The following is a 17,465-nucleotide window of genomic DNA, read 5'->3' on the forward strand; positions in this document are numbered from 1 at the left end:
ATATTTGTTGAGTGCATTATGGATTTAGTATCACGTGTACAACGCTTACCCATAGGGAAATTTCACTATACCTTACTCTGGGTAATTGGACTGGGCTGGATGTTTGATGCCATGGATACAGGACTCATTTCCTTTATTCTCACCAAAATGGCAGAAGAATGGCAAATGACACCTACTGAAAAAGGTTGGGTGGTCTCCATAGGCTTTGTGGGTATGGCAATTGGTGCTGTATTTTCAGGTGGGTTGGCCGATCGAATTGGTCGTAGAACAGTCTTTGCGATTACCTTAGTGACCTATAGCATTGCAACCGCATTATGTGCTTTTGCGCCGAATCTGACTTGGTTATTGGTATTCCGTTTTATTGTCGGATTAGGGCTGGGTGGCCAACTTCCTGTGGCTGTGACTTTGGTCAGTGAATATATCCCCGCTCAAGTACGTGGTCGATTTATTGTACTTTTAGAAAGTTTCTGGGGACTTGGCTGGCTTGTTGCTGCACTTATTTCTTATTTTGTGATTCCTGAGTATGGTTGGCATATTGCATTTTTGATTGGTGGTTTACCTGCCATTTATGTTTTTATGATTCTCAAAAAAGTGCCAGAGTCTGTTCCCTATCTGATTAATCGTGGACGAATTGAAGAAGCTCATGCATTGGTACAGAAACTGGAACGGCAATGTGGTGTGGAAGTGATTGAAACCATTGAAGTCAAATCTGTTTCAGCAAAACAAACAATTACATTTTCACAACTTTGGTCTGGTAGTTTTGCTCGCCGAACTTTGATGTTGTGGTTGATTTGGTTTGGGATTGTTTATTCTTATTATGGTATTTTTACATGGCTACCAAGTCTGCTGGTCAAGCAGGGTTATACCATTGTGCAGTCATTTGAATATGTACTTGGAATGATTTTGGCACAATTACCGGGTTATGTGGCTGCGGCTTGGTTGGTTGAAAAGCTTGGACGTAAAGCAACCCTCGCTGGTTTTATTGGTCTGTGTGCGCTTTCTGCTTACTTCTTTGGCCAAGCGACCTCAGTCAATATGATTATGTTGTGGGGATGCTTAATGTCGTTCTTTAATTTGGGTGCATGGGGGGTTTTATATACTTATACGCCTGAACAATATCCAACCAATATTCGTGCTTTTGGCTCAGGCTGGGCATCTGCAATCGGTCGTATGGGGGGGATTGTCGCACCGTTGGTGGTGACCCATATGATGGTGGCAAGTGATGGGTTTAGTTCAGTCTTTATGATGTTTACGATTGTACTTTTCGCTGTTGCCGCTGTGGTTTTGATCTTGGGTGAAGAAACCAAAGGTAAGACCTTAGAAGAGATTGGGTTATAGTTGTTTATTGAAATATATAAAAACATAGCGCTAAAAAAATGATAACAAAGAAAAAGTATACAATGGCTGATATAGGGTTAATCTTACCTCTCAGCCATTTTAATTTCTCTAATGTTAAAATTAAAAAAACCAATCATTTATAGAGATATTATCAAATAGATCAGACCAGTATTGAGGGCGGAATAATGAAAAGTAAAATAGGATTAAGCTATATATTCTTTATTTTTTGCTTACCGCATTTTGTCTTTATATCGCGTTAGATCCAATGACGGATAACAAAGGAAACTTTGTTTTCTTACAATTACCCATAGGTTTTCAAGTGTCAGCACTTAATGCAATTGGCTTAGGCCCTTTATTCGATCGGCTGTCTTGGACGCAAGCGTACAGTTTTGTAGTTCCTGTTACTTTGCTGCTTCTATATGGGATCGGGTGGTTGTTGAGTTCGAGCATCCATTCTATAAAAACGCGAAATGGGTCACTTCAATAAGTTTGAGCATTTATAAATTTCATTGGAAATAAACTGCATATCCAAATTTTAAAATACCAATTTAAATAAAAGTTGCTCATTTGTTAAAAAATGGATAATTTTACCTCATTAGAAAGATCTAAAGACGCAATTTGTCGTTGTAGGGTACACTTGCACTTGTGTAGTCAGACCCTGCGACTTAGCATAAGAACGTAGATACATAAACATTTATTTAGAACGAACTTATTTAGGATAAAAGGTTGTTATGACAAGCCTTGCGCATCATGCGACAGAAAACCGTTCCGTAGCAGAATTTACAGAACAAGCTTACCTTAACTATGCCATGTACGTGATTATGGATCGTGCATTGCCACACATCAGTGACGGTTTAAAACCTGTACAACGCCGTATCGTTTATGCGATGAGCGAATTGGGATTAAAACCAAGCGGTAAGCCGAAAAAATCTGCACGTACAGTCGGTGATGTATTGGGTAAATACCATCCGCATGGTGACTCAGCGTGTTATGAGGCCATGGTCTTGATGGCACAGCCGTTTAGTTATCGTTACCCGTTTATTGAAGGGCAAGGTAACTGGGGTTCACCTGATGATCCTAAATCATTCGCAGCCATGCGTTATACCGAAGCCAAACTTTCACCCTATAGTGATCTGTTACTTTCTGAATTAGGTCAAGGCACTTGTGATTGGCAAGATAACTTTGATGGCTCAATGAAAGAACCAGTTAGTTTACCTGCGCGTGTACCGAATATTTTACTGAATGGTACGACAGGTATTGCGGTAGGTATGGCAACCGATATTCCACCCCACAATTTACGTGAAGTCGTTAAAGGTACGATTGCTTTAATCCGTAATCCAAACTTAACGGATGAAAAAATTGCAGAATATATCCCTGCACCTGACTTACCGACCAAAGCAGAGATTATTACGCCACGTGATGAATTATTAAAAATTCAAATGACTGGACGCGGTAGTTATCGAACCCGTGCAGTATATACTATTGAAAAAAATGAAATTATTATCACTGAGCTACCATATCAAGTTTCTGGCTCGAAAGTCATCACCCAAATTGCTGATCAGATGCAAGCTAAAAAACTGCCATTGGTCAGTGATTTACGCGATGAGTCAGACCATAAAAATCCAACCCGTTTGGTAATTGTATTACGTTCAAACCGCATTGATGCCGATGCAGTAATGAGTCATTTGTTCGCGACAACCGATTTAGAATCGAGTTATCGTGTCAATATGAACATGATTGGTGCAGATGGGCGCCCACAAGTCAAATCAATTCGTAGAATTTTATTAGAATGGATTGAAATTCGTAAGAGTACTGTCACACGTCGTCTGCAATATCATTTGAATAAAATTGAAAAGCGGCTACATATTCTCGGTGGTTTGATCATTGCTTATTTGAACATTGATGAAGTGATCAAGATTATTCGTGAAGAAGATCAGCCTAAACCGGTGTTGATGCTGCGTTTTAATATTGATGAAGTTCAAGCAGAAGCAATTTTAGAGCTCAAGTTACGCCATTTGGCAAAACTTGAAGAAATGGAAATGCGCCGTGAACAAGAAGAACTTGAGGCGAGAGCAGCTGTGATTCGTGAACAACTTGCAAATCCTGAGTCATTAAAATCTTTGATTATCGAAGAGCTCAAAGATGATGCGAAAAAGTTTGGTGATGATCGCCGTTCACCAATTGTACAGCGTGAGGAATCACAAGCAATTAGTGAACAAGATTTAATGCCTGCTGAAGCGGTAACAGTGATCCTTTCTGAAGCGGGTTGGGTTCGTGCAGCAAAAGGTCATGATATTGATATTGAAAAATTAAGCTTCCGGGCTGGTGACCGGTACCTAAGTTCAGCACAAGGTAAGTCTAACCAGAAAGTATATATTTTAGATGAAAAAGGACGAAGTTACGCTTTGGCCATTAATAGTTTGCCATCGGCTCGTGGTTTAGGAGAACCGTTGAGTTCAAAACTTTCTCCTGCCAATGGTGTGGGCTTTATGCAAGTTCTCATTGAAAATGAAGAAAAGGAAATAGTTGCTGTAAGTTCAAAGGGTTATGGCTTTAAATCACACGCTAAACAATTGGATACAAACGCTAAAGCGGGTAAAACATTCCTGACCGTTGCTGAAAATGCGACAGTAATGCCAATCGAAGTCATTGAAAATCATACTCATTTGGCTATACTCAGTTCAGCAGGACGCCTACTTTTAATTGAGTTATCAGAGTTGCCAACGCTCAATAAAGGTAAAGGAAATAAGTTGATACAACTTGAAACCAAAGAGTCTATTCAGTTTATGTTAACTTTGAATTTAGATGAGGTAATACAAGTGCTTGCAGGGCAGCAACAATTAAAATTAAAAGGGGATGATTTGCAGAAATATATCGGTAAACGCGCCTCAAAAGGTCAATTGTTACCGCGTGGATATCAAAAAGCAAATAAACTGTTGATTCAAAGATAAAACTAGCATCCTGGGATTGAAATACGTTATATATGCAAAGTGTTCGTGAAAATGGATGCAATATTGAGCACAAAGAAGCCAAAAAATTATGTTCAATATTGAGAAAAACAGTTTAAAACTAAGGATTACTGATTGGAGATTATGGCATTATGGAAAAAATTTGGTTCACTGAATATCAAAAGACTGGAATTCCAGAAACAGTAGAATTGCCACAGGAAAATAGCTCTCTTATTGATATTTTTGAGCGTAATTTCCAAAAGTTTGGTTCACGTGATGCCTTTATCTTCATGGATAAAGTGATGTCATTCAGTGACCTTGAATTGGCAAGCCGTAAATTTGCAACGTATCTGCAAAGCTTAGGTTTGGCAAAAGGTTCACGTGTTGCTGTGATGATGCCTAACGTCCTTCAGTATCCAGTTGTCGCTTTAGGTGTATTCCGTGCAGGTTTGGTACTTGTGAATGTGAATCCACTTTATACAGCACGAGAATTAGAACACCAACTTAATGATTCAGGTGCTGAAGCATTGGTCATTGTTGAAAACTTTGCGACTGTTTATCAAGCGATTATTGGCAAAACACCTGTAAAACATGTTGTTGTTGCATCCGTTGGCGATATGTTGGGTACTTTAAAAGGTACTTTGGTGAATTTTGTTTTACGTAAAGTGCGTAAACAAATTCCAGACTGGAATATTCCAGGACATATTAAGTTTAATGCAGCATTGGCAAAAGTAAGCCCAAGCAATTATAAACGTCCAACCATGACCCTCAGTGATACTGCTGTACTTCAATACACAGGTGGTACTACGGGTGTTTCCAAAGGGGCGGAGCTGACGCACCGTAACTTAGTTGCAAACTTGTTGCAATGTGATGGTATTTTCCAAAGTAAATTTGGTCAAGGTGATGGTGCGAAAGACGATCGTATCTTCTGTGCTTTACCGCTTTATCACATCTTCGCATTCATGGTGTGTGCGATGTATGGTATGTATAAAGGTCAGGCAAATATTCTGATTCCAAATCCACGTGATTTACCAGCGGTGATTAAAGAATTACGTAAATACCAACCGGGTTTCTTCCCTGCGGTAAATACCTTGTTCAATGCACTGGTACATAATGAAGAATTTAGACAGCTTGACTTCAGTAAGTTAAAAATGGCGATGGGCGGCGGTATGGCCGTGTTACCGTCAACTGCTGAAGAATGGAAAAAAGTTACTGGAACCATCATTATTGAAGGTTATGGGTTATCTGAAACTTCTCCAGTCGCAACTGCGAACCCGCCTGCAACGACTGAGTTTAGTGGCACAATTGGTATTCCGTTACCATTGACTGATGTCGCAATTTTAGATGATGAGGGCAATCATTTGTCACAAGGTGAGCAGGGTGAAATTTCGATTCGTGGTCCTCAAGTGATGAAAGGTTATTGGAATCGTCCAGATGAAACTGAAAAAGTTATGACAGCTGACGGTTATTTCCGTACAGGTGATATTGGTTTCATGGACACACGTGGTTATTTTAAAATTGTAGATCGTAAGAAAGATATGATTTTAGTATCTGGCTTTAACGTTTATCCTTCTGAAATTGAAGAAGTGATAGCTCAACATCCGAAAGTTCTTGAAGTGGCAGCAATTGGTGTACCTGATGAAAAATCTGGTGAAGTGCCAAAATTATTTGTGGTGAAAAAAGATCCATCTTTAACCACAGAAGAAGTGCTCGAATATGCAAAAGAAAACTTAACAGGGTATAAACGCCCGCGTTATGTTGAGTTTATGGATGATTTACCAAAATCTAATGTAGGTAAAATTCTCCGTAAAGATTTACGTAAGTAATTGAAAAATTAAACATAAAAAAGCGCCAATCGTGGCGCTTTTTTATGTTCTATCGAAAATAATAGCTAGGTATATTTGTTCAATTCAAAATCTAATTTTTATGAGAACGAATATACCAACCATCGATATAGGGGCGGCTTAAGCCAACAATCCCTGTAAATGTCAGCATGGTTCCCATTTGACGACCTAGTGCTGAGGGGTTAATACTGCCATAGCTAAAATAGATATCAATTAAACAGTACACGATAATAATGGCTAACCAAAAATATAGATTCATACGCTTTATGCCGACGGCAAAAAAGGCCGCCACCAGAACGACGAGCGTTCCCAAGGTAGATTGCCAATTATAATTTGCACAAATCACGCATAATAGAAAAGCCAAAATTGGCAATACAATTTTAAGAATACGATCAATCTCAGCTTGTTGATGGCGCTGCTTTTCTAAAACCTCAAACAATTCATTTTGATCTGGTTGCACGTTATTGTCCTCACTACACAATTTTGCAAAACTCTGCATTTAACAAAAAATATTCTGTTCATGCCATGCTATGATAACTCGCATTAACACTTCATGAGAAAAAATCATGTCTGGGATAGATGGCATCATATATTTAATTCTAATTGCCTGTTTACTTCCTTATGTTTTTACCATTATTGCGAAAGCATCTGGTGGCTTTAAAGCTGCTGATAATCAGAATCCGCGTGAATTTTTAGCAAAAACCACGGGTTTAGCTGCACGTGCCAATGCAGTACAGCAGAATAGTTTTGAGAGCCTACCTTTATTTATTGCTGCGATTCTGATGGCTGAATACATGGTGGTCTCACAACATTTGATTATGATGTTAGGGATCGCCTATATTGTTTTACGCATTATTTATGGGATTTGCTATCTTGCTAATATTTCAGCACTACGGACCATCATTTGGGCTTTGTCCGTAGCTTGCCCAATTATTTTATTGTTATTGGTTATTCGAATGGTCTAAGTAGTTTTTGATAAAATTCATTCATTTTGATGATGCAAAATGTATAATCCGCATCTGTTTGCGCAATTTAGCGTTATAATCGACAAGATTTTAAATAAGACCTCACTTGAAAGAGTATCCTATGAGCTATAGCAATATTCCTGCTGGTAAAGATGCACCAAATGACATCTATGTAATTATCGAAATCCCAGCAAATGCTGCACCGATTAAATATGAAGTAGATAAAGATTCAGACGCTTTATTTGTAGATCGTTTCATGGGTACAGCGATGTTCTACCCAGCGAACTATGGTTATGTACCAAATACTTTGTCTGAAGATGGTGACCCATTAGACGTATTGGTTGTAACTCCACACCCATTGGTACATGGTTCAGTGATTCGTTGTCGTCCTGTTGGTAAATTAAATATGGAAGATGATGGTGGTATTGATGCGAAGCTTATCGCAGTTCCACATGACAAATTGACTCCACTTTATAAAGATGTGAAAGAATATTCAGATCTTCCAGCTTTGTTAATTAACCAAATTGAGCATTTCTTTGCACATTATAAAGATTTAGAGCCTGGTAAATGGGTTAAATTGACAGGTTGGGAAGGTTCAGAAGTTGCAAAAGCTGAAGTATTGAAAGCAATTGAAGCTGCGAAATAATCCTGATTTAAGCGAAGTTTAAAGATAAAATAATCTTTAAACCCATAAAAAACCTGCATTATTAAATGCAGGTTTTTTGTTTCTTTGGATTTATTCTAAATTAGAAAAATTTCACAGGAATATCTAAGAAAATACGCCATTCATTGGTATCACCAATGTAGACAGGATTATACGCTTCACTTGCACGGTAGTAAGAGTGACGTAGACGTAAGCTCGCATCTTTTGCAAAACCACTTTGCATGGTGTATTTCACCTGATTAAAGAATTCACGTTCTTGTGCATCATCAGTGACATTGCGGACTTTAATATCCCAACCATACACAAATGCTGTGGTCCAATTTAAGCCAGGAACACCATAATTGCTAAAATCTAGGTTGTATTGAACTTGAGCTGATTTTTCATGATTACCAATAAAATCAGACATATAAGAGTTTGGTAGATAAATACTTTGGAAACCATCAGCATTTTGACCATAGTCATAACCGACATCACCTGTATTTTGTTGATAAGCCAACATAACAGTATGTGGACCTTGGTTATAAGTAGAAGACAATGCCCAAATATTATTGGTTTTTTCTACGCCTGCTTTACCTGTGCTTGAGTAATCAACATCGACAGGACCAGTTGCAGAATAGGTGTTGGCATTTTTATCAAACTTGGTGTGATAACCACTGAAATCAAAAGTTAAAGAACTTTGATTTGCTAATGGGTATTTATAATTGGCATTAATATAATGACGTTCTAAGGCATTTTTAGAGTCTAAACCATAATAAGATGCAGTAAGCTGGTCATCAAATTTGTATTTGGCACCCCAAACAATCGCATCATCCAATTTATTACCATCTGTTTTGATCTGATCAGACATTTGGTCTTTGGTGAATTTACCCGCAACTAGTTCTAAATTTTTAATTTCATGGCTGGTTAATAATGTCCCTGTGAAATATTCAGGGACAAGACGTGTTGTATTACTTGCAAGTACAGGGAGGTCTAAAACTTGAGTACCATAACGTACAGTCGTATTTGAGAAACGAGCTTTTACATTTGCTCCACCACGTGCCCAATGATCATATGGATCAACTCGTCCATTTGCATCTCTTGCACCATTATTTTTGAGTGCAATCATGTTATTGCCAGCATGGTTGTTCGGACCGATTTTAAAAGAACCATCGCCAACCACACCAACACCGAAACCGACGATACCTTGAGTGAAGCCTGAATCTAAGTCGACAATTGCAGTTTGTGCAAATGAGCTTTGATCGTCAATACCATGTTTTTTATCACGAAGGATATAGCCTGTACGAAACAATACAGAACCTTTGGCATCTTCAACGAACCCTTTTGCATCACTTTGTTCGCTAGCAAATGTAGGGGATATTAGAACCGCGTTAATTAATACAGCTAAAGTAAGTTTTGGAGCATTCAACATGAATTGCCTCGTGAACGAGAATAGATTGCACTGACTGATCGAATTCAGAACAGATTGTGGATGAATTGTATATTTAATCTATAAAAAGGGAATCTCTTTTGCTTAAAAATATTACATTTCTGTAATCTTTTACACAATATTAATTTCTTTTCTTATGAAAAAAATTTCTAAAGAGTTATTAAAATACTAATTTTGTGTGAAATATGAAATAAATTGGAAAATATGCTGAATTTATCTCCATGTTTTTTACCAAAAATTTAAAAACACAGTAAAATTCGCTTTTATTTTTATACGCCCACCCATTTGTTATCATGAATTCACTTATTTCTAAACTATTATGGGCAATCCCTATCTGTATAGCGTCGTGCCCAGCATTTGCTCAACAAGCAAATGTTTTGGTTAAAAATGGCATGATTTCTGGAAATGTGGGATTGGTATCTAAGTATATCTATCGAGGAGGAATTGAAAATGATGATGTTGCTGTTCAAGGTGGTTTAAGTTATGCACATAAAAGTGGCATCACGTTTGGCTATTGGGGTTCTACACTGAGCTATAATCCTACAGATGTTATGCAAGATCATGGTTTTGAAAATAATTTTTATTTGGCTTATGCTCAGGAAGTTGCGCAAAATTGGAGCTATAACTTAAGAACCACCGCATATGTTTATCATAAAGGCGGTACTATTTATGCAGATCAAGCAGATCATCGTAAAACTACATATACAGATCTATCTGCTGAACTGAGTTATAAAAATTTAACCGCAGGTGCTTCAGTGGTGTTAGCTGATGCATCCTCTGCCAATGCTGGTGATATTTATCTAAGCATTGCGTATCGTCATGCTTTGGCTCAAGATTTTATTTTTAACACTTCTATTGGTGCATCTCTTTATAACAGTCATCGTGATGACAGTATTGTGCAGACAGAACAGGATTTCACATTGAGCGAAATGCGCTTGGGGCTTAGTAAAACCATTGCCAATACAGGTGTTACTGCTTCATTAGACTATGTGATCGGTGGTAAAGATCGTTTGGGTGAAGGTTATAAGGACAATATGTTATTTGGTTTGGCTTATAGTTTTTAAGATTAACTTATAGTTTTTAATAAGAAGAATATGCCTGAGAATTAGCCTTCCTTATTTTATCAAAGTGTATGACCGAAGATAAGGAATGCACTTTTTTTAGGCGTTTTTAAAACTGTGTGCTTTTTTTGAGCAAAAGAACAATATGCACCATTACAATAAACTGATATGAAAAGCATAAAGTAATATTTATACGTTTTTTATGACAACAATAAAGCACCTTATAGAAAATTTACGCTCAGATTTTTCATACTATTTTGCATTAAAACCATGCTTAAAGTAGGTCAATATGAATCAGCTCCATCAAGTGATGCTTGAAATAGCATATGTTCAACAGCTGAAGAATAAAAAAAATTATCCACAATATTTTAATTCTAAAACATTGATTATAAAAATATTAATATGTATTTCTGAATTTTATAAAAAGCTTGAGTTTCATTTTGGCATGGCAATTGCTAATTGCTTAGGGAGTTCATCAAATTTTAGCATAACAAATAAACATCGTATGATGGGGGAGCACTCAAGATGAAATTCTCAACTAAAGCACTAACATTGGCAGTTCTATCGTCTACAGCAACAATGGCAATGGCGGAAGACAACGCACTGTCAAAATTAGGTTTAAGCTTTGCAGGTAGTGCTGCCGTAACGAGTGACTATCGTTTCCGCGGTATGACTCAAACATTAAGCGACCCAGCAGTACAAGCGGGTTTTACCTTATCGCATAGTTCTGGTTTATATGCGGGTCTTTGGGGTTCAAATGTGAATTTTGGTTCATCTGATCCACATTTAGAATTAGATCCTTCTATTGGTTATACAACAGCCTTGGCGCTATCTCCAACCTTTAAACCAACTTTGGATGTTGGTGTTGTTGAATATAATTATCCAAGTGCAAGCAGTGATTTTAACTGGACTGAGTTTTATGCAAAATTAATATTTGCAGACGTCTTGATTAAAGGCAGTAGTCTATTGACCAATGTGAACTATACCAATGACTGGGCAGCAGTCGGTGGCAACAGTTGGAATTTTAACGTTGGCTATTCAGCTCCATTTGGTGATACTGGTTTCGGTGGGCTTGCTAATGTTGGCTATACTACAATGGATGAAAAAGCATTACCTGATGGTAAAGACAATTATGTCGACTGGAAAGTTGGGGTGAATTATGCGGTTAAATCTATTCCTGGGGTAACTGCGGAACTTGCTGCAGTCGGAACCAATATTGATACTGATGGATTCACTAATTCTGTGAAACGTGGTGTTGAAACAGGTGCCGTGTTTACTTTAACTAAAGCTTTCTAAGAGCAAATTAAAATAAATAAAGGTGACCATGAGTCACCTTTATTTTTTGCGATTTTGAAATCAGTTAGGCTTTCACTTCAAATGCTGGATGATATTTTACCGTTCCATGTGGAATGCTTTGGTTAAAAGCAAGGACTTGAAAATATTCAGCAGGCACATCGTCAAGAATCAAACTGGCGTGTGGCTGAAAGCCAAATTTGGAATAATAGGCAGGATCTCCAAGCACAACACATCCTGCTGCATTGAGTTGTTGTAACTGCTGTAATGCGTGTTGGATTAAAGCTTTACCAACACCTTGTTGTTGATATTCTGGTGCAACTGAAATTGGGCCTAAGCCATACCAATGTTGTGCGCCAGAAGAAATTTCAACAGGTGAAATCGCCACATGCCCAATAATCTGTCGATCCAATTCAGCAACAACTGAAATAGTTAATTGATTTGCATCCCTGAGTGCATTGACGATCAAGTGTTCAGTATGGTCGGTATGCGTTGCATTTAGAAAAGCCAGTTGAGTGAGATTGAAAATATTTTCAATGTCTTCTGCATGTTCGTTGCGTAGGCTTAAATTTAGCATGCTATATATTTTCTAAATGTCATAGGTTAGATTCTAAGATTGAGTTCCACGATATGACAAGGCTTCAGTTAAATGCGCACTTTGGATTTGCTCACTTTGAGCCAAATCTGCAATAGTCCTTGAGACACGTAAAATACGATGATACGCCCGTGCAGATAAATTTAAACGTTGTTGTGCCATTTCGAGCATTTGCTTGGATTTTTCATCTAAAACCGCATATTTTTCTAAGTCTTTTGGCGATAAGCTGTGATTTAAATGACCTTGTCTTTTGATTTGGAAGTCAAAAGCATCAATCACCCGTTCTCGTACTGTAGTAGAATCTTCTACAGGTGTCTGATCTTGTAGCTCTTGTGCCTTTAATGGTGGCACATCGATATGTAAATCAATACGATCTAATAATGGACCTGAGATTCTATTTTGATAGCGTTTAATTGCTTCAGCAGAACACTGGCATCGACTGTCCTGATTAAAAGCATAACCACAAGGACAGGGATTCATTGCTGCAATCAATTGAAAGTTTGCAGGAAATGTAATTTGGCGTGATGCTCTAGAAATAACGATTTCTTTAGATTCAAGTGGTTGTCTTAAAACTTCGAGTACTTTTTTATCAAACTCAGGCAACTCATCTAAAAATAGCACACCTAAATGCGCCAGGGTAATCTCTCCTGGTTTTGGATTTGAACCACTGTCATTTACAAAGAACTATGCGACAATATAAGCTAGGGTCAAAGACTTAGACCACCTTTTATAAAGAACTATGCGACAAATTTTATAAAGAACTATGCAACGGAACCCAGAATGAACAATCAATCATGCGACACCGTTAACATCGTACCAGCTCGAAGAAAAATTGGTAATACACGTATCAGTGTATCTGGTTTATATCCTTTTAAAAAAGATTCCGCAGTTGCCTTTGAATCAACTCTTGAACGGGATTTCCTTATTCGATTAGAGGTTGATCCCAATGTTCTTGCTGTTGAGTCTCAACCATTTACCATTGAGTATTTTGATAATGGACAGAAACGAGTTTACACCCCTGACTACCTGGTAACTTATAAGCATGATGATTTTCTTCCATTTATTGCACCTAAACTGGTTGAAGTAAAACCTACAGATGAATTGCAACTTAATTTGCATCTATGGAAAGCTAGATATCGTGCTGCAATGAGGGTATGCAAAGAAGAGGGTTGGAAATTTCATATTGCACATGAGGGGCGTATTCGGGACCAGTTATGGTCGAATGCCATGTTTTTACAAAAGTACCGAAAGATGGAATTTCCCCCTGCTGATTCAAAGCACTTATTGGATTATGTGAGAGATCGAGGAGCAGTAACTTTTGAGACTCTATTAGCCAGACATTTTCTTGGAAAATGGGACAGAGCCAATGGAATTAGTCAAATCTGGTATTTAGTTGCTCATGGTTATCTGGTTTGCGATTTAAGTATGCCTTTACAGCCATCTACTGAACTTTGGGTAAATGGGAGTTGTCATGAATGATAGACGTGTGAATATCAAAATAGCTGCTGGGGAACCGGTTCAGATAAAAGGGATTCCCCATACGATTATTGAAGTCATTGACCTAAAATCGGTTTTTGTTGAAAACAATAATACTGGCAGGAAAAGTATCGCGGCTATCAGTGAATTAAGGCCATCAATAGCTGTGGAACAGTATGAAGATCTAGAACTCATCGCTGATAAAGACTGGATTGAGGCTGAAAGACGTTTCAACATCATCCGACCTTTCATTGAGGGAGGCGTGAGTGGTCGTAAGGAAGTAGAGTTACGAGCCCAAGAACATGATATTAATCCAGCCACTATCTATAGATGGTTAAAAATCTATAAGGCATATGGAACTATTGATGGATTGCGGCCCAGAAAAGAGGGATTGCCACAAGGCAAGAAGATAATTAATAAACATGCTGAAGCAATCATTGAAAAAGCCATCAAGGATTTATACCTAACTAATCAAAGAATAAGTGTTCAAAAAGTTGTACTTGAAGTGAAACGCTTATGTCATGAATACCATATCCTAGAGGTGCCTCATGCCAATACAGTAAGAAATCGTATTGCAGCGATTAGCCAGAGAGACTCTCTTCGTAAGAGGGGACATAAGGAAAAGGCCGATAACAAATTTACACCTGCCGCAGGGAAATTCCCTCATGCTGATTATCCACTTGCCGTCGTACAGATTGACCATACGCCTGTTGATCTTATTCTGGTTGATGATTTTAGCAGGTGTCCTATAGGACGACCTTTTCTTACGTTGGCAATTGATGTGCGTTCAAGGGTAGTTGTGGGATATTACTTATCATTAGATGCTCCCTCTGTTATGTCTATTGCAATGAGCGTTTCTCAAGCTGTACTGCCCAAAGAGAAATGGCTAGCTTCTCGCAAGATTCAAGCTGAATGGCCTGTCTGGGGAATTATGAACACCATTCATGTCGATAATGGACCTGAGTTTCACTCAGAAACTTTCAGAAATGCTTGTATGGCACATGATATTCGTCTGGAATACCGACCAGTTAAAAAACCACGTTTTGGCGGGCACATTGAACGTTTGATGGGAACATTTGCAACCGATATTCACGCAGTTCCAGGAACAACTTTTTCAAATATTTTTGAAAGAAAAGGTTATAACTCAGATGCGGAAGCAGTTTTCACATTCTCCGAATTTGAGGACTGGCTGATTGATTTTATCTGTAATGTTTACCACAAAAGGAAACACTCTGCTTTAGGTACTTCTCCACTACATGCTTTTGAGTTAGGTATCTTTGGTGATAAAAACACGTTAGGTTCTGGAGCTGCTAGATTGCCTGCAAATGATCATAATTTCTTTCTTGATTTTCTACCAAGTTTTGAAAGGACGATTCAAACAACAGGTGTAACAATTGATGGTCTTGCTTATTATGCTGATGTACTAAGAGGTTGGATTAATGCTGTAGACCCTGATAATCAAAAGGAAAAACGTAAATTTATCTTTAGGCGTGATCCAAGAAATATTAGTGAGATATGGTTCTTTGATCCCGAAATCAAAAATTATTTTAAGGTTCCTTTAGCGGATCAAAGTATTCCACCATTTAGTATTTGGGAACACAAAAAGATTCAGGAACTGAAAAAGGAAACTGGCGAATATCTAAAAGATCATGAACTTGGACAGGCTCTAGCTAAACTTCGGGAGCGTGTTCAGGAGGCAAGTACTAAAACTCGACGGGCTCGCAGATCACATCAGCGCAGTACCCAACATCAACAGAGTGTTAACCCTGCTTCAATTCAGGGCAAAAAACCTCAACAAGAGAGTACGATTTTGGAGCAACAGCTTGAAAACGTATATGGTTTATTGCCTCTCGATGAGCTGGAAAATGATGAGGATATTTCATGAGTAACTATTCACATGTTTTTCAAGAGTTTCGCCCTATTGTGGAACAGTCTAATGAGGACAGACTCTACTTCCTGGAAGAGGACCGATGGATTGGGTATCCAGCAGCCAATGACTTGTTAGACCAATTGAAAGGATTCCTGACACTTCCTAAGCGGAGCCGTATGCCCAACTTACTGGTATTGAGTAAGCCAAATAATGGTAAAACCTCAATTATTAACCAGTTCTTTAAGCTGTATGGGGAGGGTTATGTCAATGCAGAAAATAATGCAGTAAAACCTGTAATCATTGTACAGGCACCTGTTTCCCCTGATGAAAAAGCTCTGTATATGGCTATTCTTGATAAGTTCTGGGTTCCTTTTCGAGAAAGAGATCCCGTTGCGAAGCTACGTTACCAAGTGGTCCATTGCCTTAAACTTTATGAGGTAAAGCTCCTCATTATCGACGAAATGAATTCTCTATTATGTGGCAGTCCGATTAAGCAAAGAACAGTAATGAATGCGATTAAGTATTTGTGTAATGAAACACAGATACCCATTGTTGGGTTTGGTACAGAAGAAGCAATTAGTGTTCTGCGTACTGATCCACAGCATGTCAGCCGTTTTCGTGTGGTTAATTTGCCCTTATGGAAACTAGATAAAGACTTTCAAGCTATGGTAAATAAATTTGAGAAAGTTCTTCCCCTCAAACAGGCTTCAAAACTGGCTGAACCAGCAACAGTAAAATATCTGCATGATATTACAGATGGAAACTTAGGTAATCTGCGAACGATTTTACGGGAAGCCGCAAAGAAAGCTGTTGTTTCTGGTCAGGAGTTTATCGACCGTAGCTTGCTAGAAAGTGTGAAATAAGCAATGTGGAGGACTAGGTATGATAAGTGCAACAGAAATCCATTCATGGTTTATTCCCACGGACTTAAAGCAAGATGAGGCATTATCTTCTTGGTTGATACGTGCCGCACTTGACAGTGGTTGTGACCCATTAAGTTTAACTGGAGTACTTTGGCCCAAATGGCGAATCTGGTCTGTAGATGTAGATCGTGGTTTAAGTGCAGAGCAAGTACAGGTATTGATCAATAAGACAAAAATTGATGAAAGCCAATTTAATTCTGCTACGCTTCGCAATTTTTTAATTAAATATAATCTGGATAATCAAACTTTTGATGCATGGTACTTGGTATTAGGTACAAGAAATCGTAAGCATCGAGGTGGCTGGCAATATTGTCCTGAGTGTCTATCTGAGGATAATGTTGCCTATTTCCGTCTGCCTTGGCGTTTTGCCTGGCATACAGGTTGTATAAAACATGATCAGCGTTTACATGATCAATGTCCTCATTGCCATAATGCTATTCAGCCTAGACGTCTTGAAGCCCCTGATCAGGTTATGACTTGCTGTTCAATATGTAAAAAAAGTCTATTGGAAGTTAATAAAAGCCTTGTGGATTGTCATGCCTTGGCATTCCAAAAAATCTTTGATCAATTCTTGAAACAAGGCTGTGCAACCTATCAAGACAAGTTGATTTCAGTAACTGATTGGTTAACGGTGATTAAGTTATTTTCACAATTTATTAGAAAAGCTTTAGCTGGCTCAGTAAATGGAAAAGGATGGGCATTTCTTGAACAACTCAGAATTCAGGTGCCCCATCCTGAGCTTATATCGAATGGATTGGCTGTTAACCAACTTCCAGTTACCGAGAGAGAACGACTATTTTCCTGTATTTATCAATTACTCATTATTCCTCAGGAAAAGTTTATTGAAACAGCAAAATCTTTAAATATGAACAGGTCTTCATTTTGGGATAAGAGAAACCAGTTGCCAGCCATATTAAGGCCTGTTGAAGAACAATTAGGCTCGATTTATCGGAACTACCCTCCAAATAGAGCATTGGTAGATACCCTTAAACCTAAAAGTAAGGAGACTGTAATACGAAAGTTTTTAAGATTAAAAAGAAAACTAGGGTAACTTTTGGGGGA

General features: G+C 38.2%; 15 protein-coding genes and 1 pseudogene. 12 read left to right on the forward strand and 4 right to left on the reverse strand.

Annotated elements, in window-relative coordinates:
- Positions 1-18: 18 nt before the first annotated feature.
- From niaP to AC4CVF_RS19955, 3 genes are all read left to right on the forward strand, one after another.
- Positions 19-1,338 carry a niacin transporter NiaP gene (gene niaP / locus AC4CVF_RS19945; protein ID WP_419328016.1) on the forward strand — a complete coding sequence of 440 codons (1,320 nt, stop codon included), beginning with the start codon at positions 19-21 and terminating at the stop codon, positions 1,336-1,338.
- 731 nt (positions 1,339-2,069) lie between these two features.
- Positions 2,070-4,289 (forward strand): DNA topoisomerase IV subunit A, encoded by a 2,220-nt coding sequence (gene parC / locus AC4CVF_RS19950; RefSeq protein WP_336953624.1) that lies wholly within the window; start codon positions 2,070-2,072, stop codon positions 4,287-4,289.
- A 149-nt stretch (positions 4,290-4,438) separates the two neighbouring features.
- Entirely contained in the window at positions 4,439-6,112 is a 1,674-nt protein-coding gene (locus tag AC4CVF_RS19955; RefSeq protein WP_490789872.1) for a long-chain-fatty-acid--CoA ligase, read from the forward strand.
- 91 nt (positions 6,113-6,203) lie between these two features.
- Here AC4CVF_RS19955 and AC4CVF_RS19960 read toward each other — a convergent pair whose 3' ends face one another.
- Entirely contained in the window at positions 6,204-6,629 is a 426-nt protein-coding gene (locus tag AC4CVF_RS19960; protein WP_336953626.1) for a hypothetical protein, read from the reverse strand.
- A 67-nt stretch (positions 6,630-6,696) separates the two neighbouring features.
- Between AC4CVF_RS19960 and AC4CVF_RS19965 the strand changes: the two genes are divergently transcribed.
- Together AC4CVF_RS19965 and ppa are read left to right on the forward strand one after the other, a co-directional pair.
- Positions 6,697-7,095: an MAPEG family protein gene (locus AC4CVF_RS19965; protein ID WP_336953627.1), complete on the forward strand. Its 399-nt coding sequence runs from the start codon at positions 6,697-6,699 to the stop codon at positions 7,093-7,095.
- Between the two features lie 121 nt (positions 7,096-7,216).
- Positions 7,217-7,741: an inorganic diphosphatase gene (ppa, locus tag AC4CVF_RS19970; RefSeq protein ID WP_151801800.1), complete on the forward strand. Its 525-nt coding sequence runs from the start codon at positions 7,217-7,219 to the stop codon at positions 7,739-7,741.
- A 100-nt stretch (positions 7,742-7,841) separates the two neighbouring features.
- On the opposite strand, the gene AC4CVF_RS19975 is transcribed toward ppa, so the two are convergent.
- Positions 7,842-9,167, reverse strand: a complete 1,326-nt coding sequence (locus AC4CVF_RS19975; RefSeq protein WP_336953628.1) for an OprD family outer membrane porin — start codon at positions 9,165-9,167, stop codon at positions 7,842-7,844.
- A gap of 311 nt (positions 9,168-9,478) precedes the next feature.
- Here AC4CVF_RS19975 and AC4CVF_RS19980 point away from each other — a divergent pair, with 311 nt between their 5' ends.
- From AC4CVF_RS19980 to AC4CVF_RS19990, 3 genes are all read left to right on the forward strand, one after another.
- Complete coding sequence (locus tag AC4CVF_RS19980; RefSeq protein ID WP_490789873.1) at positions 9,479-10,249, forward strand: TorF family putative porin; 771 nt, start codon at positions 9,479-9,481, stop codon at positions 10,247-10,249.
- Between the two features lie 286 nt (positions 10,250-10,535).
- Positions 10,536-10,775 carry a hypothetical protein gene (locus AC4CVF_RS19985; RefSeq protein WP_336953630.1) on the forward strand — a complete coding sequence of 80 codons (240 nt, stop codon included), beginning with the start codon at positions 10,536-10,538 and terminating at the stop codon, positions 10,773-10,775.
- A complete protein-coding gene (locus tag AC4CVF_RS19990; RefSeq protein ID WP_419328011.1) occupies positions 10,772-11,542 on the forward strand; it encodes a TorF family putative porin in 771 nt (256 codons plus the stop codon). The genes AC4CVF_RS19985 and AC4CVF_RS19990 overlap by 4 nt, the downstream gene beginning before the upstream one ends.
- A gap of 64 nt (positions 11,543-11,606) precedes the next feature.
- On the opposite strand, the gene AC4CVF_RS19995 is transcribed toward AC4CVF_RS19990, so the two are convergent.
- Together AC4CVF_RS19995 and AC4CVF_RS20000 are read right to left on the reverse strand one after the other, a co-directional pair.
- A complete protein-coding gene (locus AC4CVF_RS19995; protein WP_419328010.1) occupies positions 11,607-12,116 on the reverse strand; it encodes a GNAT family N-acetyltransferase in 510 nt (169 codons plus the stop codon).
- A 33-nt stretch (positions 12,117-12,149) separates the two neighbouring features.
- Positions 12,150-12,800, reverse strand: a pseudogene (locus AC4CVF_RS20000) (ATP-binding protein); the annotation flags it as partial.
- 114 nt (positions 12,801-12,914) lie between these two features.
- Here AC4CVF_RS20000 and AC4CVF_RS20005 point away from each other — a divergent pair.
- The 4 genes from AC4CVF_RS20005 to AC4CVF_RS20020 are packed head-to-tail and all read left to right on the forward strand — an operon-like array spanning position 12,915 to position 17,454.
- Positions 12,915-13,613: a heteromeric transposase endonuclease subunit TnsA gene (locus AC4CVF_RS20005; protein WP_023188010.1), complete on the forward strand. Its 699-nt coding sequence runs from the start codon at positions 12,915-12,917 to the stop codon at positions 13,611-13,613.
- Positions 13,606-15,495, forward strand: a complete 1,890-nt coding sequence (locus AC4CVF_RS20010) for a TnsB C-terminal domain-containing protein (protein ID WP_000999878.1) — start codon at positions 13,606-13,608, stop codon at positions 15,493-15,495. Before AC4CVF_RS20005 ends, AC4CVF_RS20010 begins: the two co-directional genes overlap by 8 nt.
- Entirely contained in the window at positions 15,492-16,343 is an 852-nt protein-coding gene (locus tag AC4CVF_RS20015) for a TniB family NTP-binding protein (RefSeq protein WP_023188009.1), read from the forward strand. The genes AC4CVF_RS20010 and AC4CVF_RS20015 overlap by 4 nt, the downstream gene beginning before the upstream one ends.
- A 19-nt stretch (positions 16,344-16,362) precedes the next feature.
- The gene (locus AC4CVF_RS20020) at positions 16,363-17,454 is read left to right on the forward strand and encodes a TniQ family protein (protein ID WP_023188008.1); all 1,092 of its coding nucleotides are present in this window, start codon (positions 16,363-16,365) and stop codon (positions 17,452-17,454) included.
- Positions 17,455-17,465 lie beyond the last annotated feature (11 nt).

It is taken from the genome of Acinetobacter sp. LipI_19 (assembly GCF_058242925.1).